Here is an 18,854-nt window from a genome sequence, read left to right on the forward strand (position 1 = left end):
TCGCCAGCGAATAAAGCGATTATAGCAAGTGGTGCGGGGCCATAGGCTTCCGGTAGATTGCACCTGGCGTAGCCGGGTGCCGCTGCTTCGGTCTAATTGCCTCGAGCGCTCGTTGTCGTCGCATATCACTCTGCCCGCCCTACCCAATCCTTTCGGCGATCTGATCGGTGCCGTTGTGATGCAGTATCAGACGGGCGGCTCGACCGTCCGGGCCGGGTTCGAAGGTGAGTTGCACGGGCGAGCTCTTGTGAAAGAAATGCCATTCGGAGGTCGGGAAAACCCTATGCTGATCGCCGACCGGAACATGGAGCCGGCCACCCATGGATGTGACGTCGAACACCCAATCGTTCATTTGATAGCGTCCCACCAAACAGGCGAGACAAGCAGGGTCGATCGCAACCTCTTTCGGATACGAAATCAAGTCGCGGCGCGGATCCAATACATGGGCTCCGAGATCGACAACGGCATCGATGCTCGCATTGCTGAGCACGGCCACTCCGCGTTTCCATTCTGGAATGCATTTGACAAAGCTGCGGAAACCACCCGTACCGCCGGGCTTCGACAGCGCGATTACGCCATCCAGGTGAGGCTTCGCCAGTTCCAACCCGCCTTGGTCGCGCGGGGTCATCAATGGACGGATGATGGACGCAATCGCTGAGCTCTGATCACATACCGCATCCACAAAACGCAACAGATCAGGCAGGGTCGAGCGCAGCGCGCCTGTTCCGGCCAGCACATCGAATGTCCAGTCCGAAGTCGGCTCCAGATCGTCGTCATGGCCTGACGCAACGTTTCCTGCCAATCGTGACGGGATCGCAATCACTGTATCGTCCATACCCAGTGGATCCAGGATGCGCGCGCGGATCAGGCTTTCGTAGCTGCCGGCCCCGGCGCGTAGCACCAGCGCGTGTCCCAGCAACCCGACGCCAACATTGGAATATTCGAAGCTGTCGCCAGGTGTCCGGATCAGTTCGTGGCTAGCGAGAAACTGGTAGAGCCTTTCCGCGGAGTAAGCGACATAGGGACCGGCAGGCCGATCTGGCGGGTCGCCATTTGTCGCCACCCGCGGCAGTCCGGAATAATGCGAGGCCAGATCGCGAAGCGTGATGGCTTTGCCATCGCGAACCGGGACACGTGTTCCCGCCGGCAACAGCTCCGCCACCGGCTCATCCATCCCGACCTCGCATCGGTTTGCCATGTCGGACAGCAACAGCGCAGTGAACAGCTTGGTGATTGAGCCGATCTCAAACAGGGTTTCTTCGTTGACCAGACCCGCGCCGCTCCTGTCGCGGCGACCATGGGCGATGATCCGATGGCGGTTGGCTTCGGTGACGCCGACGACCATTCCGACGCTTAAGCAGCGCTCATCGACACGCTCGACAAGCAGTCGGCGAATCGCGGCCTCGGACAAAGCAGGCGGTGGGACGGCAGATGCGGACATGATCTTGATCCCCAACGCAACTCGACTGCGCCGTTCACCTTCCACGTCATCAAGCTATCATTATCAACCGGCGTCTCCGACGTCTATCGTCTTCGCCTGAGTTTCGTGCCCCTAGCCGGCAAATCGCACCAGCAGGATCACAAGGACTATGGCGGCAAGCCCGCCGATGAACATCAGGCGTTGCCACCGTCGCTTCAGGATGATCTCGCCTTGGCGGACATCTTCCCCGGAAAATGTCCGAGGCTCGCGCTTGTCTCGATCGCCCTGATCTCTTCTGCTCATTGCATCCATCCCTCGGCGGCAAAGCCTGCCGGTCATGTCTGCCCGCAGATGATGGTTTACGACTGATAGGTGCCGGTAAGGCGTGCTTCTGCAAGCATATGTTTCTTCACCTTTTGCCACATTGCTTCCGCTCCGGCGGCTTCAGGGAGCGTCATCCTCGGCACATCAAGGGCGGCGAGCCGGAAAACATAACGATGCGGAGGGTCACCGTCCGGCGGCTGCGGACCGTCATAGCGGGCATTGCCGAAATCATTCTTATAGAAGCGCAGCGCCCGCTCCTGCATCGTATCCACGTTTTCGGCCAGACCGCTCCACTCCGCCGGAATATTGGCGATGCCGCAATGGCGGAATGTGCCACCTCGCGCATCCAGGTCCTCGATGATCAAGGCAAAGCTTTGGGTCTTTCCGGGAGCGCCACCCCAGGCGAGCGGCGGGAATACATTTGCCCCGTTCAGCGCATGTTTGCCCGGTATCGGCGCATCCTCAGCAAAGACCTTGCTGATCAACGTCAAAGCCATTCGATCCTCCTCTTCTTGTCGTGGATTCATGAGCCTGTGAAGTTCTGAACCTAAGGTGGAACACATCAGATTCATTATTGTTCCCCATAGGGAACATTCGCCCTTACCCGCAGTTGTGGGAGCGTCCACGAAGGAGGAAAAAATGACGGACGAACGATTCGAGTGGATCAGCAAGCGGGCCTACGCCATTTGGGAAGCAGCCGGCCGTCCCTGGGGCCGTAGCCAGCATCACTGGGAGCAGGCAGCCAGGGAGCGCGAGATCATGGAGAGAACGCGAGCATCCGCAGACGGCGAAGAAGTGCTCGCAAGATTTCGACGGACGGCTGGAGTACACCCACCCGAGGATAATGCTCGGGAAGCCGAGGAAGACCCGCACTCCGACGACCGGCGCGCCGGATAATTTCTACTCATCGGCAGTTCCCGCCAGGAAACTCCCGAACCGTTTCGGTCCCATATCCGGTCCTCTCAAAGATGAACGGATATCCGCAACGCGCATTGATTCCTTAAATTTCGAAAGCCGACCTGCTAATTCTGCGTTCCGCCGCGATTTGGTTGGGCCGGCGTGCTCTTCGCGCCCTGCTGATTGTTCTCCGTGCGATCGGTCGGAGCGGGCTGTGCCGATTGTCCAGCTGGCAGCGTATTGTCTATCGTACCTGCCTGCGGCTGCCCGCTGGAAGAACTTATCGTCGGTGCCGGGTTCTGCGGTTTGTCTGGTTCGATATAACGACCCCAAGCTTCAACACCGGCCCATACGACTGCCGCCAGAACCAATGCCGTGATCAGAATGGTAGACTGGTGCGTGCCACGCACACCCTGGCGGGCCTCGGTCGCGGACAATGACTTCTTCTGGTCCCGGGGCTTGTTCGGTTCCTGGAATGCCATTGCAAGCCTCCATGTATGCAAATTCCACACTGGTCTAGCTGGAACGTCGAAAGATGGTTCCATCGAGGAGCACCCGCATCCGAGCGGCATCGAACCGGAACAATGCACAAAGCCCGGCGTTAGCCTCATGAGGTTACAGATCGTGCCAAGCGGACACGATGGTGCTGAAGAATATGGAGATTTTTCCGCTTTCTCTCCATAGCCAACGAAACGGCAGGCGAGCTTCCTACCCATCCGATCTGCAGCCTTTCCAACGTTCGAGGAGCCAACGTTCGAGGAGATGGAAGATGGATAAGCCTTTGAAGCTTTACCGTCTGGTCTCAATCGCCGCCGACGACGACCCCAATTGGCTGGATGCAAAATCGCATGGCGAGGTTCTCGTTGCCGCCCGCACCGCTCGCGACACCCCTATCGTGGCGACCGAAAGGGAGCTGGATTTCATGGATATCGATGCCACCCCCGAGCAGGACAAAACGACCAGGATGGCAAGCGTCTTTCGCAACGAGAAACTCTATACCGTCATCGAGGTGAACAATGGCAGGGAATATCGCGAGCGCGGTGCCAGCGACGACAACCAGCACCAGACGGACGACAATATCCAGCCAGTCTACATCCATGCGCATGATATCGCTCAGGTCAGGCACGATGTCCTCCCAAGGCGTGTCACCACCGGGATTTTCCAACTGCGGAATATCGCAGACGGCGCTTCGTTCCATCCTCGATGGGAACGCTCGCGAAAAGCGCGATAGAAGCAGCATGATGATTTCATGCTCCCTTGTCAGCTCGAGGGAAAGCGCCTAGCCAGAAGATCGCTCGCGCCATTGCGCCGCGAACCGCTTCCTGCAACGGGAAGCGACCATATCGATTCGACACACCCTGCGAGGCCATATGATTTCCGGAAACCGTGAGAAGGGACCCATTGCCGGGATCGCACTCGCCTGCGCAGGATATGCCTGCTTTTCACTTCAGGACGCGATGGTGAAGTGGCTGGTCGCCAGCTATGAAGTGCCGGAGATCCTCTTCATGCGCAGCCTGGTCATCGTGCTGGTCGCCGGAGTGCTCGTCCATTATCGGCGCCATCCGTCAATTTTCAAAAGCCCCTATCGCGGCACAGTCGTCCTGCGCGCCGGGCTGATGCTGCTTGCCTGGCTGCTGTTTTACAACGCGGCCCGCTATCTGGGTCTGGCGGAACTGACGACACTATACTTTTCGGCGCCGATCATCGTCGTGGTTCTGTCGATCTTCGTTCTCAAGGAGAAGGTCCATGCAGGCCGCTGGATCGCCTGCATAGGCGGCTTCATCGGCGTGACGATCGCGGCAAATCCAAGTCATTCGCCCAATCTCCTGCCCGCCGCCATGTGCATCGTCGCGGGATTCTGCTGGGCATGGAGCACGATTCTGATCCGGCTTGTCAGCCGAAGCGAGACCACGCTCACCCAGATGTATGCCACGAGCCTGATATTCGGCATTGCCTGCGCCCTGTCATTCCCGTGGACATGGAAGACTCCCGATGCAAGCGGCTGGGCATTGATGCTGACCCTCGGCGTGATCTCTACGATCGGGCAGTTTCTACTCTATGAAGGTTTCCGATACGCACCCGCTTCGACGCTGGCGCCCATCGAATATAGCGGCCTCGTTTGGGCGTTCGTGTACGGCTATGTGATCTGGGCCGAGGTTCCCGCGACAAATGTTTTTGCCGGCGCCCTCCTTATCATCGCCTCAAGCTTCCTGCTCGTCCTGTGGGAGCGCCGCATGGAGGCTGCCCGCAGGAAGAACGCGAAATACTGAGACGCGACAGATAGAGGGCTGGCCCGGTTTCTCTCGAGAACCGCAAATCAGCCGCACTAAAGCGCGTAGCGCGCTTTACAGCAACGACACTGCAGATCAGGACATCAAGTGCCTGAAGCCAATTTACCAGAGCGCGCCGCACTCCGGGTCTTTGACCTGAGACATACGATTGTCCCGAAAAACCATCATACTGCCTTGCCGCCCGCCAGTCGAGCAGCACGCTGCCTGCGGTTTGCTTCCAGAGCCTGCTGAAAATCCAGGTCGGTTTGCGCGTGGTGACGGAGGTCGTCGAGAAATTGAGAGACGCCATCAAGCGTATCGACGACGACATATCGCAGACCGTCACCGGCATCGATCAGGTCGTGGCTGACGCTCACGCCGAAACCGCCGGCTACCTTGCGAAACCATGCCGAGCGCCAGCGCTTGAACCCATCGGGATCCGACTGAAATTCCGCAAGCAAGATCTTTTGCTGGTCAACTCGCGCGAGGAATGTCTCAACCACGCTCTGCCCGCCCGCCCGGGGCCTTTCCGCCTTCTTTGCAATCCATTTTTCAAGGAACTGAAATTCGGGCTGTGGAGCCGTTGCTTCATCATGATCCGCGGCCACTGCGGGCTGAGGCGCCGGCCGTTCAGCGCAATCCGCGTGTGCAGGCGGGCTTGCTTGCGTTTCCTGCTCCATTGCCAGGGTCTGCTTGAGGTCAGCAGCAAGCTCCCCCCAGATCGATCTTGCCGATTCGACTGGTTTTGCTTTTGCTCGACGGGAGGTTTTGATTTCGATGATGAAGGGCTTTGTCTGTTTAACCATGATGTTTCAGTGTGTGCTCGACGACGGAGCGCAGTTGATGGACAATCAGTATTGATGAGAGGCTGGCATTCTCTGAGAGCAATGACCGCAGCACGGCGATCGCTTGCGATCATTATGGGGCAAGGCCGTACACCAAACCGATCGATGAAGCAATCTCGCCGCTCCCGCCGAAAATAACCATCAGTACATTGGAACCTGCTCTACAGCACAAACAAGACAGGCATGTAGCAAAAGGAAGAAGATCCACGACTTGAGGTAGCGGGTCCTTTTCTGCCCTGCGATATGAAACTCGGATCTTCGCATTGCAGATCCTGCATCCTGTCGCTATGTTTTGGAAAGGCACACGAACAGCAAAGGAGGTTGCCTATGTCATCGCGGGACGCCTGATCCAGCAATACCAAGACTTTTGCCTTTCCAGAGGCATCAAATTCACACGCATGGACTCCGTAAGGCCGCACGATAATACCACGCTCTTCTGCAGCGCTGGAATGCAGCAGTACAAACCCCTCTTCTCCGACCCCTCCCACATTGGTACCGTTGCCAATGCTCAGGCCTGCCTGAGAATGGGCGATCTCGACGAAATCGGGGACGGAACGCATTTCCTTCACTTCACAATGCTCGGACTTTTCTCGTTCAGGGAGATGGCTGTCGGTGACGCCATCGATTTCTGGCTGGAGTTTCTCGAGACCCTTGGCCTGGTGCCTGATCATGTCACGATCCATCCGGATCGCCTCGAAGAGTGGACGCCGCTCTATCGCGGCCGCATTCCCATCGTCCCGGATGACGAATGCACCTGGAGCGACGGCAGCATCAACGGATACTGCACCGAGTTCTACAAGGACGGCATCGAGATCGGCAACATCGTCAATCCACTCGGGACCTGTATCGACGTCGGTTTCGGCGCCGAACGCCTGGACATGATCTTGAACGGCGCCTTGCCCGGCGATGCGCTCAGCACGCTGCGCGACACAGTCACGACGATCGTGGAGAGCGGCTATGAACCGGGAAACAAGGAGCAAGGATACGTCTTGCGAAAGCTCCTTCGCCGCATCCATGTGATGGGAGGAGCGGTGGACCATCCCTATTTCGAACGGGAAGTCGAACGTCAGGAACGATTGCGCTCCAAATATTTGCGCCTTCGCGACAAATATCCCGACATGCCGCCAGAATGGTGGTTTGACACGCACGGTATCGATATTGCCGACCTGCAAGCGGTGAATGGAGAGTAGCTTCGACTGATGATGAAAGTGGCGGAGGAGGTCGTGCGAGCGGCTTCCTCCGCCGCTTTGCAGGAACACGCGAGAAGCATGGAACCTGCCAAATCATGGGAAGTCACGAGCGATCCTGAATTTCCGGAGATCGCCAACCCCTTGTTAGCAACAATATCGAAAGATTTCCCTTTGCCGCCCGCGAAGTCATGACGTCGGCAGGGCAGAAGCGCCTCAGTCATCATCCGCTATCTGCCTGCATTGCCTGGAAGGCGGCGACGAATCCACTCAGAGAAACCGGAAGCTCCGCCATATTTCCCTGCATCATGCGGATCGAGACTTTTCCCGACTTCTCCTTCATCAAGGCGGCCAGCATCTGGGGCGGACACAACCCCTCCACCAGACATCCTTGTGTCGTGCAGCGCGATACCTTCGCCATTGTCGAATACTTGCTGCCAAAGCCAATCTTCACACCGCCCTGAATGGCAAAACCGAGCGGAAGAGCCATCTGCATACCAACCTTATTGTCCGCGGAACGCGCCATGCTGATGACCATGAATACCTGCTTTTGATCCGGTGACGTCAATCGATAGACGATCTGGCAGCGTGGCTTCATCGCTTTGTCGGCCGAGCATTGCAGTGTCCATGCATCGAACTTCTGTTCGGTAATCTGCGGAACGGCCGGCGCGGGTGTGGCCGGAGCTGGCGCCATGGCATTGGACGGATCGCTCTTGCCGGCATCCGGCGTCACATTTTGAGACCCCGATTGCGGCACCCCTGGGCCATTATCGGCCCCTAGCGTCGAGGAAACACCTGCTCCCCAAAGCAGGAAAGCCACACAACACACGGACGGCCTCAAATATAAATTCATCCTCTCCTCCCGATTTAAGTTGCAATTTTACAATAAAATGATAATAATGTCGAATATAGATTGCTTTAAGTTTGACTTAAATAAATGAAATTTCAATTCATTATTCAATATAGGAAGATATAGTCATTTAATATTTAATGACACGCGAGGGGAATCGATTCAGATGACATCAAAGCTCGTTGCCGGTTACTCCCTGATCGTCATGCTTGCGCTGACCGATGGCGCCGTATGCGACGAAAGCTATCTGCAACAAGCCCCCTCTGCGGAAACAAATCCTGCCTTCGTCGAACAACTGCCGGAGACATCCGTCATGCCCGCGCCTCAGCCGCCGGCCAACCGTCGGACGACGCCGCGCAAACCAAGGCAGGCATCACGAGCGCAAGCAAAAGTCCGATTGGCAAGCAGCATTTTTCCGAATGTGGGCAATGGCGTCACCGAGCGGGCCGCACCCACACCGACCGATGGCCACTTGCCGACGGTTGGGTCAGGCACAGTGTCACGCTGACTGCGTTTCGACGGCAGACAATGATGAATCGCCCCGTGCGCGCGGCCAGCACAAGATCGCCGATAAGAACGGCAGCAAATATGAAATTGAGGGGCCTTCAGCCAGTTGAAACGTCGAGAGCGACATGTTCGGAGCCGATAATTCGATATCGGCTCGAGATTGCGATTTAGGAGCAGTATCGTCATGATGCATCCCAATAAAATCATCGCTGTTACGATTATCTTGCTTCTTGCCGGCACGCTTGGCGCAGCGGATGTTCTAGCAAGCAGCCAGCCCATCATCCGGCGGTCCGGATTTTCGGAGACCCAAATTCCCCAGGTGAAAGGACGTATTCCGGTGAGGAAGAACGGCGCTCTGGAAAAAGGACCTGCCGCCAAGGCGACGGCCAAACCAAATCCGAGCGCAAGCACCCAGAATGGAGCGGCAACGTGCGGACCTGACAACGCACAATCGGAAATCTGCCGGAAAAAATGATGCGGCGCCGACACTGATCACGAGCTTTTCGGCTTGTCTTTGATCGGGATGGGCTGGGACGCCGCCTCGACGGCCGGTTGCGCCACGCTGGCGGCGGGAACGGTGACCGCCGGGCCGATCGGCCGGCCGTTGGCATCGAGCTTATACGTCATGGCCCTTTGATGCTCGTCCAGATATCGCATAAAGGCCGCGCCGGCGGCCGCATCCCTGAATTGCCACAGCCCGTTCCTCACGCCTTCGAAGATCAGCGAATAGACCGCAAGCTGAATGCCTTCCTGGACGCCCAGGGTCGTGGGTGCATTTCGTGTAATGCCGCCTTCTATCTGGAGCAACTGGTCGACGCCAACAAAGCGGAACGCCGATCCCTGCAGTTGGACGGAGTAGATCGTCTTGGTGGTACTGACTGAGGCCAGCACACGCCCCGTACTGACGCTGACGGCCCGCAGGGAGACGGTCACGATGTCCTTGCGATACTGCGTGTTTCCGCCAATCCCGAGATAGTTGGCGCCGATACCCCCCGTCGTTTCGTTGGAATCATAACCTATGATACCGCCATCGAGCAGCACGCCGGCGAACCGGAGCGGCGGGATGCCGCCAGCCTTGGCGCCGTAGACCGCCGACCGTGTATTCTGGATGATCTGCCGTTCCTGCAGCAGCGATTGCAGGTCCGTGCGCTCGACGACATTGAACCAGTTGCCGTTACCGGCTTTGGTCAGAACGTCAGTCAACAGCTGCGCGCCGCCTTGCGTCAGAGCGCGGGAATATTCGGCAAAGTTTTCATTGGGTTTGTTCTGCCCAGTCAGGTCAGGAAACGAATAGACTGCCACATCAAGCTTTTGTATGGGCGGCGGAAGACTCTCCAATGCCACACCCGACTTCGTGGCAGGCATAAGCGTTGCTGGAGTACTCATCGGGTCGAGGCTGCTGCCCGCGGCGGCGCAGCCACCAAGACCCAACCCGCATAGAATGGCTGCGACAGGAAAACCAACATGTGACATGGCCGCTCGAATAAATCGCTCCCAACAACACCGAACGATGACGCAATCAATTTGGCTCAAGGATTAGCCGGCACCTGGCCGCTCTGGATCACGATGACTGGAGATGTTCCAGTTGAACCCGTGCCTTGATTGACATTTCCAAGGTTGCCCAGCGCATTGTTGAGACCGGATAGATCCGGTGTCTGCTGCTGGCCGGATTTGACGCCATCGCCCTGCGTTTGCGCCGTCGACAGCAGGAACGTGCCATTCAGCGGATTGCCCCCAAAGGTCGGATTGGTCGGCTGATAGACCAACTGCCCGGCGGAGGCCGACATTGTCATTGCTGCAATCAGACCGATTGCAGCGATCGCCCTACGTATCATCATTGGCATCTTCTCCGTTGCCCGAAAACATGGCCGCGCCCACTCAGCGCTTGATAAGCAATCCACCACCCGGCAAGCGTGCGATCAGCACATTGACCGGTGCGGAACCTGCAGGCTGAAGAACACTGACATTCAAGCCCGCCCCATTCAGCAATACGACATTCGATCTAAGGTTATTTCCGGCTTGCAGTACGTTTATATTTCCGTAGTTTCCTATGATTCCTGCAGTTGATATATTACCTGACCCGCCTTGGAGCTGATACACACTATTACGCATACCAATCTGCAGTGTCTGCGCTATATTATTGCCGCGTGACCCAACATTCGCTTCCGGCACATTTATAGCGCCCGTCCCGGCGTAATTTGCCGATGGATGGCGCCTCTCCGGTAGTGGCTGAGTGGTAACATCGTTGAATGTTACCGGTGTGGTCACATTAACCGGAATTTGAGCGACATAGGCCGTTTCGGCTCTGCATTCTGCTGTCATCACGTAGAATGAAGTGCTCAATGCGATGATCGCACTTGATAAGATCTTCGAACTCTTCAGACATTTCATTCCGGTAATTCGCATTGTGACATACCTCGATCGGTTTCGATCAATAGTTTTGCAATCAGTTCGGCATCGTCTCCGGCGTCGATCATCGTCGTGGCAAGGAGATTGTCCGAACCTGGCTGCAAGTCAAAGCTGCCTTGCTGAATGCTGTGACTCGTTCCTTCTGTATTGTGCTTGATGAGAACCAGCTTGTATGTCCCGGATACTGCTACATCTGACCTTGCGATCGCCCGTACAACAAGAAACGGTTCCCTTTTATCTGCCGTTACCAGGCACTCGATCCCGGTCTGCGAGGCGGGAGCGATGCGCGGAAGCAGCAGCATCGAAAAGAAAAAGGAATGCAGAAATAAAGAAAACGCTGATCGCCTGCGATTGGTACCAGCATAGATGACTGGCTCAATCCGGTTAAAGGAGGAGGAGGCGGACATTTGCTTTCGCCTCCTCCATAGGCTCACTCAGTGCTGGACGGTAACGGCCGTGTTGCGATAGCCGAACTGCGCTGTAACCGACGTGTTCGTCAGCCCGCTCGAGCTGGTCTGAGAGGTAACGGCATAGTTCCCCGAACCGATCTGGATGGTTCCCTGAAGGTTCGAGCCGCTGACGGGGAACACGGTCTGCAGCCCCGATTGCGAAGCGATCGCGGTATTGCGATAGCCGGCCTGCACGATCATCGAATTGTTGGAGCCGAGCGGATTGGCGATCTGGGATGTCAGAGCGGTATTGCCCACACCGAACTGAGCCGTGGTCGCCTTGTTCGATCCGAAGAACGACGATTGGCCGGTCAGGGCGAAGTTGTGCCCGCCGGCCTGGAACGTGTCTTGCGAGTTGTTGCCGCCAGCCTGATCGGCAAAGGATATGTTGCCCCAACCGAACTGCGTCGTCGTCGAGGCATTGCCGTTGAAGCCGATGACGCCAAATTGAGAAGTGACGGCAAAGTTGCCGGCGCCGACCTGCAGCGTCGTCTGGTCGTTGCCGCCGCCGTCCTGGCCGACGATGGCGCCGTTACCCCAGCCGAACTGCATGGTATTGGAGTCGTTTCCGCCATGCTTGCCGTCGGTCTGGGTCGTCGAGGCGAAGTTCAGGCCGCCGACTTGTAAAGTATCTTGAGAGTTATCTCCCTTGGACTGATCCGCGAAGGCGGAATTGCCAAAACCGAACTGGGCGATCGTCGAGTTATTATCCGCACCGTCCCGCTGCAGGGTGGAGGCGAAATTCATGACGCCGGCCTGAAACGTGCTCTGGTCGTTGGTCTTGCCTTTCTGGTCAGCGAAAGCGACGTTGCCGTCACCGAATTGCAGGATGGCTGATGTGTTGGACTTGGCCTTGTCCTGATTGGTGACGGCGAAATTGCCGACGCCATTCTGGAATGTCAGAGCGTCATTGTTACCAGTGTTCTGACTGACGAAAGCACCATTGAACGCACCCACCTGGCCGATAAACGATTCATTTTCGGCTGGCGGCGACGGGGGTCCGGCAAGTGTCAAAGACGTGCTTGCCAGCAAGATGGCGAGAGCTCCAATCGTCCTCATGTGATCCTCCCTGTTCTCCATGACGGGGCAAGCGACCATTCGCAGCCCTCGAGCATTTTAATAGGCTGCGGATGGAGAGCCGAACAAGAGAACCGTTCGGACTAAGACAGCAACGCAGGATTATGTGAAATATAAATCGCCTACCTCGAAATGGGTAAATGATTAGATGTGTATCGCTATGACGTATGAGCTATACTCTTCTTTGCTTAGGCATTCTAACCCATATGAAAGCTAGATAAATACAATCCAAGTGTGCAGCAATTCATGCTACCCATAGATAGCTTCGGTGAAAGGCTTGCCACATGATAATGGATTAATTGACAGCTATGGCTACGTTTGACAGTCTCGTGGCGTCCGAAGCAATCGTTAAAGTTGAGATTCAGCTTGGTCGAAAGCAGTCACCCAAGCGACTGCTCTTCGCGACGCCAAGCTTTGTGAATTGGTTGAGCGAACGCGTAAGCAAGGACGAACCATCGTCGCTCGGTGCGGTCCTCAGGCCTGTCGAGCAGCTGGATTTTCTTTTCTATACATTCGTTTCAGGGAAACCGCTCATTCATTGCAGGCAGTTCCGGGCAATCCGGGTCGAACGAAATGCAGTTTGGGAATTAAAGACCGTCGATTTCCGCATATTCGGCTGGTTCGCCATGCGTGACTGCTTTGTCGCTGTCTTTGGAGACTGGGCCGATCATGTGAAGGATCATGATCTTTACCGCGGCTATCGGCTGGAGGTGCGTCGATTGCGCCGGACGCTTGGTGTGGATGATGCGTTGTGCGTAGAGGGAGTAAATCCGGAAGATGTCATTTCGGTTTGAGATAGGGGCGCGGGCGCGGGCGGCCAGCCGTTTCATCGCGAATGTTCGCAGTGATCTGGCTGCCGCCGTCCTCGAAAGGCGGTCACAGAAAGGGTTTACTCAGCAGCGACTTGCGGAATTGGTCGGTGTCAGCCGAAAGGACCTGAACCGTTATCTCTGCGGACAGACGGAGCTTCCGCTTCGTTCGATTGCGGATCTCGCCTGGGCGCTCGACAAAGAAATCCACATTGAGCTGTGCGATCCCAAGGGGTCGCCAGCAGAAGGCAATTACCTCTCCGAACCGGAGACGCGGGCAGCTATCCATCCCGTTCGTTCCGGCGGAGCTGTTTCCTGGAGTTCTTCGAGGGCCATCCGCACGATAATCGCTCGCGGCAACAACGATCGGGATGATTGAAGCACATGCGCTACGGATATTGCATCTTCTGCGACGACGTTCGCACCGAAATCGGCGAAAAACTCAGCTTCATCGGCGTCTATAGCGGCGTACTGATGCTACCGGAATTTCCCATTTCACTGCCCAAATTCTGTGTGCACGTGAATCTGATCACCTTGGCAACGGAACCCTACCGATCGATCGTTTTGCGCTGCATAGCGCCAGGGGACCGTCAACCGCTTCTTGAAGAGCGGTTGGACGCCGCCCAGCTCAGCGAGCAGAGGGATATCACCGAGGATGCGGAATCAAGCGATATTCCGATCAATGTCGTCGTCGGCGCCAGCCTTGTCTTTTCGCCGTTGAGATTGCGTCAGCCCGGTCTCCTGACCGTCAGCGCCATCATCGACGACAAGCCCGCGGAGATCGCTTCGCTGCGTATAGTACAGCACTGAGCTAACCTGCACGAGCTTCGGCCGCCAAACAGCATCGACATTGTTGGATTGGGTTTTCGAGCTTCCGTCGCCGCAGCGCGTGGAAGCTCCGCTGGTTGTGCGAAGACCGCAAGCTCAAACTCCGGACAGACATGCCTATTGGCCCGCCCCTTGGAAAGGGCGCGGCAGCTCAAACACACGGGAATCTCAAGCTTGTTATGTGATCCTTCGGCGGCACGTCGCCGCCGGCGCTTTTCCGTCAAACGACCGCGACTTCAAAGGCCGACGTTCTATATAGGCCAACCCTGCGGGGCATTTGCATACTCCGGTGCCGGGACCGCTAACTTCGAGCTGAAGCGACACGGTCCTTGCCGGCATTGCTTGCCACGATCAACGGCCCTGACCGGAAGATATTACCGAACGAGTTCCCGGATCTTGTAGGCAACTTCCGTTCGGTTCGTCGCGTTCAGCTTCTTCATGATATTGCGAATGTGCACTTTGACCGTGCTCTCGCAAAGATCCATCTCGTAGGCGATAATCTTGTTTGCCTTACCCCGCCTCAGAGCCTCTGCAACGACGACTTCGCGCGGAGTGAACAAGCTGTCGAGGCAGCAGTTGCGGCTGGCAACCGGTGCGATCGCCTCCTTGGCGGCCAACAGGCTGCTTGCCGGCACGAAGACACCGCCTGCGCGCGCAAGAGCCACCGCTTCGGCGGCAACCTTGATTCCGACGCTGGTCGGGATGTAACCGCGGGCGCCGCATTCCAGCGCATGCAGCAACTGTGCAAGCTCGTCGCCATCAGCCCCCACGATCACCGGGCTCGTCTGAAATCTCTCCACCAGAGCGCAAATCTTGGCGCTCACATCCGCGTCGGAAACTTTGCGGCCGCCGATCATGAAGAGAACTGCGGATGGTAATACTTGCATATTGCGCATCTGCCATTCGTCGAGCGAACCCACCGTGACGATATGCATGGCGCTGTCGCATTCGGTCAGGCTTTTCGACAGGCACTCGCGATCGAGAGCGCGAGAATCTATGAGAAGAATATAGTCTTCCCATTCATCGACGCCGGGCGTGCCGGATGCGATGAATGGCCTCAAGCTGTCGGATGTCCGAACTGAAATGATGCGTGCGCCCGTGTCTGACGTGAATTTTTCACTTGTGAGCGATTGTCCAATCATGGCCGTTACCCCCAACTCTTAAAATGGCCTTTGTATTTCTTGCAACTACTAGAGTATTTACTCGATTTAAAGAGAATAACTTCTGTTTAAGCCGAGACTTTTCTTGAGTTCCCATATCTCGCCCCTCTTTTTTAGGTTTATGTTATCGTAGTAATTACTTATTTTGTTTTTCCGCGCATTAACATATGTTAATAATGAATTTAAATATTGGATAAAATAATTCTTTCTTGCTCCATTAGTAATGGAGACAAAGTATTGTTCAAACCATAGTTGTGTCGAAGCAGGATTCGTCGAAGTCGACGAGATCGGCTAGACGCGGCCGATCGAGAAAGGCGACAATACCGTTGCGGAAGGACAGGAGCCCCGCTTCACGCATGTCCCTGAGGACGCGGTTGATGTGTACGGTCGACAGGCCGACCGCGTCACCAATGTCCGCCTGTGTCAAAGGACAATCGAAGTATTCTGCGTTTGCATAGTCCCGCGAGGTGCCGATGCGTGCCCCGAGTTCAAGCAGCAGGTAGCCGGTTTTCTCCAGAGCATCGCGGCGCCCTATATTGGCAAGCCTCTCCGACATGCGCGCCTGGTGCCGTACCAGCTCGGCAATGACGATACGATAGAAAAACGTTGGTGCTTCGATCTTCGGCAGAGAGGTGAAGTCCGGGAAAACCATCACCGTGACATTGGTGATCGCCCGCACGGTCTCGCGTGAAAGCGCCGTCAAGGATGTCGAAATCATATCGCCGCGCAGCACGAATTCCGTCATGAAGCGCGTGCCATTCGGCAGCATCTTGCTGCACGAGGCCCACCCATCAAGCACAAAGAGAAGGCGCGGCGTATCGTTGTCGTAGTCGCAGATCGCACTACCTGCAACGAAGGTCCGCGCTACGCCACCGAGGCTGCGAATATGCTCAATTGAAAGCTGCGCTGCCATGCCGTCATCCCCTCGGACGAAAAGCATATTTCGAATGCTCTGTGGGTCATTCGAAAATATATTTTTCGTGAGTTCCAAGTATTTAATACCATAGAAAATCCACGATGTCTTTATTGCAAATCGATATCTGTTGTTCCTCGAATTTTTACCGCCACAGCGGCACAAACTTTGCCGTTTTTATGTATATTTTTTAGTATTTCCGTCAGTATCACAAATTCTATACTAAGAGTCTCTTGTATCGTTCTGCGTGCAGCTATATTCGCGACATAGCGCATTGGTCGAGCTCGACCAGATGCCGCCGCATGTTCGAGATTCCGGCGCGGGCTTCCGAAATCGTATCGTGATGGCGGCGCGCCTCTATCCCCTCCTGCTGTGCTGCTTTCAGCAACAGGGCGACATGCTTGGGCGGCGGCGATGCACCCTTTATGAAGTAGGTTTCGCGGCCGACGGAATTGAAGAAACCTTCGACCTTCTTGTCCCAGCCCAGGCCAACATGCGGAATTCCGAGCGCATATGCGGCAATGCATGCGTGTAATCTGTGCGCCAGCACCACATCGAGCGACTGGATGGTCTGGATGAGATCGATCGGAAGCCGCGGGCGCCTGGAAATATCAAGGGTGCCGGACGTGACCATGCGATGCTTGGCAACCGAAGCGCGGATACGCTCGGCAAAGGCTTGATCCTCTTTGGCCCCATTGCAGAACAGGACCACATGATGGCCATCATCCAGGAGAAGCTCGGTCAGATCCCTGTACGCCTCGATATCGGCAAAGGGAATACCATCGGCATGAACGGCACCATGCCGATGCAGGACGATGGGATCGGTGACGCATAGACCTATGGTCAAAGGGCCTTTGGATGGAGCGCGCGCGCCTCCATGCCCCGGCAAGGCCTGGATCAGCAGTCCGGGATCACGTACGATCTTCGCAGCAGGCCCATCTGGAAAGTGCTCGCGCCAGGTATCCTGCGCAAAGCCGTCGCGCACCGAAAGATGAACAAGGCGCGCCTGCTTCAATCGGGCAAAGAGACGGTATGCGGGCTCCGACCAATGGCCGCCGACACCAACCGCATAGATCGCCAGCGGCCGATCGTACCGCACGACACAATCAAGCACCGCACCGATCTTCAGCGGAAAATTGAGGTCGTCGTCCTGAAACAGGTTCCCGCCGCCGATCACGACGGCATCGGCAACCGCAACCTTCTCTTCCCATTGTCCGCGAAGCGCGCGCAACCTGCGCTCCAGCACTGCGCGAACAAGCCGTCGACGGGCGCCTGCGGGCAATCGATGGAGCAATCCCAGTACGAGCCGCCTGCGGCCGCCATGGCCCGTCGCGAAGGCCTGTCGCCCGGCAAGGTCGATCGTCTCCACTTCGATCTCATCCCTGCCGCTCGCCAGGCCGGATTCGACGCATTCCGCAAGCAGCCCGTCGCCGAGGTTTTCGCTGTATTTGACGTTGAAGACGACGATCCTCATCGCAGCTCTCCGACGGTACCCAACTGCGGACTGTAGTCGCTCCGGATCTGCCGCGCTCCGACACTGAACGCGGAAATGCTGCCTGCGAGGATGTAGAACATCAACCCGAGATCATACACCGTGCCGGACGTGGCCGCAGAAACGAGAACCGTGATGATCCCGGCCTTGGCGGCGCGCAGAACCGCGGCGGTTTCCAGCGATGGTGAATGCAGATCGCGCATGTCGGCCATAAGAAGCCGAGCGACAAATATTGCAAAGAGCAGCGTGCCGAAGACGCCGATATTGGACAGCAGCACCAGACCGAAGCTCGATGCCCGAGCGCTCCCAAGGCCGGCACCGAAGCCGCTGGTGTCCAGAAACGCCTGGTAAGCCATGGCATTCCACATGAAACGCTCGCGCCCCGACTGGCTATCAGCCTTCGAAAAGAGCATCTCGTCCAGAAAATCATGCAAATTACGCGCGAGATCCGGCATGACGATGAGAACGAAGAAGATGACGAGAGGCATGCTCGCCAGAATGGACACGATCAGAACGGGCCGGCCCGCGCCAGGCTCGCGACGGGAGGCCAGGAATGACTGCAGGCTAAGGATCGGCAGGATTGCGGCGAGACCGACAAGTGCGGTCGCCGACGTCGATAGAATCAGCGCGACCAGCAGCAGACCCGCCAAAGTGCCGGTAACCTTCGAACGGATGCCTCCAAGCCAGAGACTGGTGACGATGGCAAAGAGCACGAGCGTGAAATCGGCGAAGGCCGAAGCCTCTGGAAAAGTTCCCGAAATGCGTTTCAATCCGCCCTTTTCGGCATTGGTCAGGAGTGCGTAATTGGCTGTCCGCACGAAACTCAGCAGAAAGTCTGTATGGGTGAAATGGGTCACTATATCAGCGAGCGCGAAGCCGAGGTTGACACCGACAACGACCAGCATGCCATTGATGAAGGCCGAAGGAGTACCCTGACGCCGAAAGAAGGCAAAGGTTGTAATGAAACAAATGAGGCCGCCCACGGCATAGACCGATTGAGTGATATTGTTGGACGAAAAGCGCAGCGGCACCAACGCAATCAGGCTGCGTGCGCCGATCGATCGTTCAACCATCATCGTCTGCGTCATCCCCTGGAACATGCGCGGGAAGAAAATCGCCGTAAAGATGCCAAAAGCCGTCAGCAGCAGCAGGAAGAAACCTGGGCGCCACGGAACCAGGGCGCCGAGGAACGGTCCCTCACCATAGGCTGCAAACAGCCGTGCGGCGAAGAATATCAGAAACAGGCTCGGCACGAGTACCGATGCACCGCCAAGTCCGGGTATGCTGAAGGCTGCCGCTGCGCCGAATACCGTCGACAAGACCATGATAATGAACGACCATCGCACAGGCGCGGTCAGCGCAACAACTCCTACAATCAGCGTCACGAGCCCCATGGCATTCATGTCTGGCAATCCGG

24 protein-coding genes are annotated in these 18,854 nt (G+C 56.6%); 9 read left to right on the top strand and 15 right to left on the bottom strand.

Going from position 1 to position 18,854, the window contains the following annotated elements; all coding sequences use genetic code 11:
• Positions 1 to 139: 139 nt before the first annotated feature.
• The 3 genes from AC13Q5_RS28675 to AC13Q5_RS28685 all read right to left on the bottom strand — a co-directional run bounded on the left by AC13Q5_RS28675 (position 140) and on the right by AC13Q5_RS28685 (position 2,241).
• Positions 140 to 1,441: a serine hydrolase gene (locus AC13Q5_RS28675; RefSeq protein ID WP_488503983.1), complete on the bottom strand. Its 1,302-nt coding sequence runs from the start codon at positions 1,439 to 1,441 to the stop codon at positions 140 to 142.
• Between the two features lie 111 nt (positions 1,442 to 1,552).
• Positions 1,553 to 1,723 carry a hypothetical protein gene (locus AC13Q5_RS28680; protein WP_488503984.1) on the bottom strand — a complete coding sequence of 57 codons (171 nt, stop codon included), beginning with the start codon at positions 1,721 to 1,723 and terminating at the stop codon, positions 1,553 to 1,555.
• Positions 1,724 to 1,779: 56 nt separating this feature from the next.
• Positions 1,780 to 2,241 carry a YbhB/YbcL family Raf kinase inhibitor-like protein gene (locus tag AC13Q5_RS28685; protein WP_488504076.1) on the bottom strand — a complete coding sequence of 154 codons (462 nt, stop codon included), beginning with the start codon at positions 2,239 to 2,241 and terminating at the stop codon, positions 1,780 to 1,782.
• Between the two features lie 142 nt (positions 2,242 to 2,383).
• On the opposite strand from AC13Q5_RS28685, the gene AC13Q5_RS28690 reads away from it, so the two are divergent.
• On the top strand, positions 2,384 to 2,641 hold the full coding sequence (locus AC13Q5_RS28690) for a DUF2934 domain-containing protein (protein WP_075854985.1): 258 nt from the start codon (positions 2,384 to 2,386) through the stop codon (positions 2,639 to 2,641).
• Positions 2,642 to 2,766: 125 nt separating this feature from the next.
• On the opposite strand, the gene AC13Q5_RS28695 is transcribed toward AC13Q5_RS28690, so the two are convergent.
• Entirely contained in the window at positions 2,767 to 3,123 is a 357-nt protein-coding gene (locus tag AC13Q5_RS28695; protein ID WP_488503985.1) for a hypothetical protein, read from the bottom strand.
• A gap of 287 nt (positions 3,124 to 3,410) precedes the next feature.
• Between AC13Q5_RS28695 and AC13Q5_RS28700 the strand changes: the two genes are divergently transcribed.
• Together AC13Q5_RS28700 and AC13Q5_RS28705 are read left to right on the top strand one after the other, a co-directional pair.
• The gene (locus AC13Q5_RS28700) at positions 3,411 to 3,872 is read left to right on the top strand and encodes a hypothetical protein (RefSeq protein WP_488503986.1); all 462 of its coding nucleotides are present in this window, start codon (positions 3,411 to 3,413) and stop codon (positions 3,870 to 3,872) included.
• Positions 3,873 to 4,011: 139 nt separating this feature from the next.
• The gene (locus tag AC13Q5_RS28705) at positions 4,012 to 4,911 is read left to right on the top strand and encodes a DMT family transporter (RefSeq protein WP_488503987.1); all 900 of its coding nucleotides are present in this window, start codon (positions 4,012 to 4,014) and stop codon (positions 4,909 to 4,911) included.
• A 185-nt stretch (positions 4,912 to 5,096) separates the two neighbouring features.
• On the opposite strand, the gene AC13Q5_RS28710 is transcribed toward AC13Q5_RS28705, so the two are convergent.
• Positions 5,097 to 5,717: a hypothetical protein gene (locus AC13Q5_RS28710; protein ID WP_457877847.1), complete on the bottom strand. Its 621-nt coding sequence runs from the start codon at positions 5,715 to 5,717 to the stop codon at positions 5,097 to 5,099.
• A 326-nt stretch (positions 5,718 to 6,043) separates the two neighbouring features.
• On the opposite strand from AC13Q5_RS28710, the gene AC13Q5_RS28715 reads away from it, so the two are divergent.
• A complete protein-coding gene (locus AC13Q5_RS28715) occupies positions 6,044 to 6,946 on the top strand; it encodes an alanine--tRNA ligase-related protein (protein ID WP_488503988.1) in 903 nt (300 codons plus the stop codon).
• Between the two features lie 220 nt (positions 6,947 to 7,166).
• Here AC13Q5_RS28715 and AC13Q5_RS28720 read toward each other — a convergent pair whose 3' ends face one another.
• Complete coding sequence (locus AC13Q5_RS28720) at positions 7,167 to 7,676, bottom strand: invasion associated locus B family protein (protein ID WP_488503989.1); 510 nt, start codon at positions 7,674 to 7,676, stop codon at positions 7,167 to 7,169.
• Positions 7,677 to 7,959: 283 nt separating this feature from the next.
• Between AC13Q5_RS28720 and AC13Q5_RS28725 the strand changes: the two genes are divergently transcribed.
• Positions 7,960 to 8,301, top strand: coding sequence for a hypothetical protein (locus AC13Q5_RS28725; RefSeq protein WP_488503990.1), 342 nt, complete (start codon positions 7,960 to 7,962; stop codon positions 8,299 to 8,301).
• A 183-nt stretch (positions 8,302 to 8,484) separates the two neighbouring features.
• A complete protein-coding gene (locus tag AC13Q5_RS28730) occupies positions 8,485 to 8,775 on the top strand; it encodes a hypothetical protein (RefSeq protein WP_457877841.1) in 291 nt (96 codons plus the stop codon).
• A 17-nt stretch (positions 8,776 to 8,792) separates the two neighbouring features.
• Here AC13Q5_RS28730 and AC13Q5_RS28735 read toward each other — a convergent pair whose 3' ends face one another.
• From AC13Q5_RS28735 to AC13Q5_RS28755, 5 genes are all read right to left on the bottom strand, one after another.
• On the bottom strand, positions 8,793 to 9,686 hold the full coding sequence (locus AC13Q5_RS28735) for a CsgG/HfaB family protein (protein WP_488503991.1): 894 nt from the start codon (positions 9,684 to 9,686) through the stop codon (positions 8,793 to 8,795).
• 143 nt (positions 9,687 to 9,829) lie between these two features.
• Positions 9,830 to 10,138 carry a curli assembly protein CsgF gene (locus tag AC13Q5_RS28740; RefSeq protein WP_244557923.1) on the bottom strand — a complete coding sequence of 103 codons (309 nt, stop codon included), beginning with the start codon at positions 10,136 to 10,138 and terminating at the stop codon, positions 9,830 to 9,832.
• Between the two features lie 40 nt (positions 10,139 to 10,178).
• Complete coding sequence (locus AC13Q5_RS28745) at positions 10,179 to 10,706, bottom strand: hypothetical protein (protein WP_457877837.1); 528 nt, start codon at positions 10,704 to 10,706, stop codon at positions 10,179 to 10,181.
• Positions 10,688 to 11,116 carry a curli-like amyloid fiber formation chaperone CsgH gene (csgH, locus tag AC13Q5_RS28750; RefSeq protein ID WP_488503992.1) on the bottom strand — a complete coding sequence of 143 codons (429 nt, stop codon included), beginning with the start codon at positions 11,114 to 11,116 and terminating at the stop codon, positions 10,688 to 10,690. Before csgH ends, AC13Q5_RS28745 begins: the two co-directional genes overlap by 19 nt.
• A 27-nt stretch (positions 11,117 to 11,143) precedes the next feature.
• Positions 11,144 to 12,217: a hypothetical protein gene (locus AC13Q5_RS28755; RefSeq protein ID WP_488503993.1), complete on the bottom strand. Its 1,074-nt coding sequence runs from the start codon at positions 12,215 to 12,217 to the stop codon at positions 11,144 to 11,146.
• A 326-nt stretch (positions 12,218 to 12,543) separates the two neighbouring features.
• Between AC13Q5_RS28755 and AC13Q5_RS28760 the strand changes: the two genes are divergently transcribed.
• Genes AC13Q5_RS28760 through AC13Q5_RS28770 form a run of 3 tightly spaced genes read left to right on the top strand, consistent with a single transcriptional unit; the run spans position 12,544 to position 13,854 of the window.
• Positions 12,544 to 13,029, top strand: coding sequence for a hypothetical protein (locus AC13Q5_RS28760; protein ID WP_075854996.1), 486 nt, complete (start codon positions 12,544 to 12,546; stop codon positions 13,027 to 13,029).
• Complete coding sequence (locus AC13Q5_RS28765; RefSeq protein WP_143525512.1) at positions 13,013 to 13,423, top strand: helix-turn-helix domain-containing protein; 411 nt, start codon at positions 13,013 to 13,015, stop codon at positions 13,421 to 13,423. The genes AC13Q5_RS28760 and AC13Q5_RS28765 overlap by 17 nt, the downstream gene beginning before the upstream one ends.
• A 5-nt stretch (positions 13,424 to 13,428) precedes the next feature.
• Positions 13,429 to 13,854 carry a DUF6941 family protein gene (locus tag AC13Q5_RS28770; protein WP_075854998.1) on the top strand — a complete coding sequence of 142 codons (426 nt, stop codon included), beginning with the start codon at positions 13,429 to 13,431 and terminating at the stop codon, positions 13,852 to 13,854.
• A gap of 392 nt (positions 13,855 to 14,246) precedes the next feature.
• Here AC13Q5_RS28770 and AC13Q5_RS28775 read toward each other — a convergent pair whose 3' ends face one another.
• From AC13Q5_RS28775 to AC13Q5_RS28790, 4 genes are all read right to left on the bottom strand, one after another.
• Complete coding sequence (locus AC13Q5_RS28775; protein WP_075854999.1) at positions 14,247 to 15,014, bottom strand: response regulator transcription factor; 768 nt, start codon at positions 15,012 to 15,014, stop codon at positions 14,247 to 14,249.
• Positions 15,015 to 15,273: 259 nt separating this feature from the next.
• Complete coding sequence (locus tag AC13Q5_RS28780) at positions 15,274 to 15,945, bottom strand: Crp/Fnr family transcriptional regulator (RefSeq protein WP_075855127.1); 672 nt, start codon at positions 15,943 to 15,945, stop codon at positions 15,274 to 15,276.
• 253 nt (positions 15,946 to 16,198) lie between these two features.
• Complete coding sequence (locus AC13Q5_RS28785) at positions 16,199 to 17,419, bottom strand: polysaccharide pyruvyl transferase family protein (RefSeq protein WP_075855000.1); 1,221 nt, start codon at positions 17,417 to 17,419, stop codon at positions 16,199 to 16,201.
• Positions 17,416 to 18,840 (bottom strand): hypothetical protein, encoded by a 1,425-nt coding sequence (locus tag AC13Q5_RS28790; protein ID WP_075855001.1) that lies wholly within the window; start codon positions 18,838 to 18,840, stop codon positions 17,416 to 17,418. Before AC13Q5_RS28790 ends, AC13Q5_RS28785 begins: the two co-directional genes overlap by 4 nt.
• Between the last annotated feature and the right edge of the window lie 14 nt (positions 18,841 to 18,854).

The sequence above is a fragment of the Martinezella sp. CNPSo 3964 genome, from assembly GCF_057784375.1.

Bases quoted from the DNA above. Each gene is read 5' to 3' on its own strand.
- AC13Q5_RS28675 (WP_488503983.1), bottom strand. From the start codon at position 1,441: ATGTCCGCATCTGCCGTCCCACCGCCTGCTTTGTCCGAGGCCGCGATT.
- AC13Q5_RS28680 (WP_488503984.1), bottom strand. From the start codon at position 1,723: ATGAGCAGAAGAGATCAGGGCGATCGAGACAAGCGCGAGCCTCGGACA.
- AC13Q5_RS28685 (WP_488504076.1), bottom strand. From the start codon at position 2,241: ATGGCTTTGACGTTGATCAGCAAGGTCTTTGCTGAGGATGCGCCGATA.
- AC13Q5_RS28690 (WP_075854985.1), top strand. From the start codon at position 2,384: ATGACGGACGAACGATTCGAGTGGATCAGCAAGCGGGCCTACGCCATT.
- AC13Q5_RS28695 (WP_488503985.1), bottom strand. From the start codon at position 3,123: ATGGCATTCCAGGAACCGAACAAGCCCCGGGACCAGAAGAAGTCATTG.
- AC13Q5_RS28700 (WP_488503986.1), top strand. From the start codon at position 3,411: ATGGATAAGCCTTTGAAGCTTTACCGTCTGGTCTCAATCGCCGCCGAC.
- AC13Q5_RS28705 (WP_488503987.1), top strand. From the start codon at position 4,012: ATGATTTCCGGAAACCGTGAGAAGGGACCCATTGCCGGGATCGCACTC.
- AC13Q5_RS28710 (WP_457877847.1), bottom strand. From the start codon at position 5,717: ATGGTTAAACAGACAAAGCCCTTCATCATCGAAATCAAAACCTCCCGT.
- AC13Q5_RS28715 (WP_488503988.1), top strand. From the start codon at position 6,044: ATGTTTTGGAAAGGCACACGAACAGCAAAGGAGGTTGCCTATGTCATC.
- AC13Q5_RS28725 (WP_488503990.1), top strand. From the start codon at position 7,960: ATGACATCAAAGCTCGTTGCCGGTTACTCCCTGATCGTCATGCTTGCG.
- AC13Q5_RS28730 (WP_457877841.1), top strand. From the start codon at position 8,485: ATGATGCATCCCAATAAAATCATCGCTGTTACGATTATCTTGCTTCTT.
- AC13Q5_RS28735 (WP_488503991.1), bottom strand. From the start codon at position 9,686: ATGAGTACTCCAGCAACGCTTATGCCTGCCACGAAGTCGGGTGTGGCA.
- AC13Q5_RS28740 (WP_244557923.1), bottom strand. From the start codon at position 10,138: ATGATGATACGTAGGGCGATCGCTGCAATCGGTCTGATTGCAGCAATG.
- AC13Q5_RS28745 (WP_457877837.1), bottom strand. From the start codon at position 10,706: ATGCGAATTACCGGAATGAAATGTCTGAAGAGTTCGAAGATCTTATCA.
- csgH (WP_488503992.1), bottom strand. From the start codon at position 11,116: ATGTCCGCCTCCTCCTCCTTTAACCGGATTGAGCCAGTCATCTATGCT.
- AC13Q5_RS28755 (WP_488503993.1), bottom strand. From the start codon at position 12,217: ATGAGGACGATTGGAGCTCTCGCCATCTTGCTGGCAAGCACGTCTTTG.
- AC13Q5_RS28760 (WP_075854996.1), top strand. From the start codon at position 12,544: ATGGCTACGTTTGACAGTCTCGTGGCGTCCGAAGCAATCGTTAAAGTT.
- AC13Q5_RS28765 (WP_143525512.1), top strand. From the start codon at position 13,013: ATGTCATTTCGGTTTGAGATAGGGGCGCGGGCGCGGGCGGCCAGCCGT.
- AC13Q5_RS28770 (WP_075854998.1), top strand. From the start codon at position 13,429: ATGCGCTACGGATATTGCATCTTCTGCGACGACGTTCGCACCGAAATC.
- AC13Q5_RS28775 (WP_075854999.1), bottom strand. From the start codon at position 15,014: ATGATTGGACAATCGCTCACAAGTGAAAAATTCACGTCAGACACGGGC.
- AC13Q5_RS28780 (WP_075855127.1), bottom strand. From the start codon at position 15,945: ATGGCAGCGCAGCTTTCAATTGAGCATATTCGCAGCCTCGGTGGCGTA.
- AC13Q5_RS28785 (WP_075855000.1), bottom strand. From the start codon at position 17,419: ATGAGGATCGTCGTCTTCAACGTCAAATACAGCGAAAACCTCGGCGAC.
- AC13Q5_RS28790 (WP_075855001.1), bottom strand. From the start codon at position 18,840: ATGAATGCCATGGGGCTCGTGACGCTGATTGTAGGAGTTGTTGCGCTG.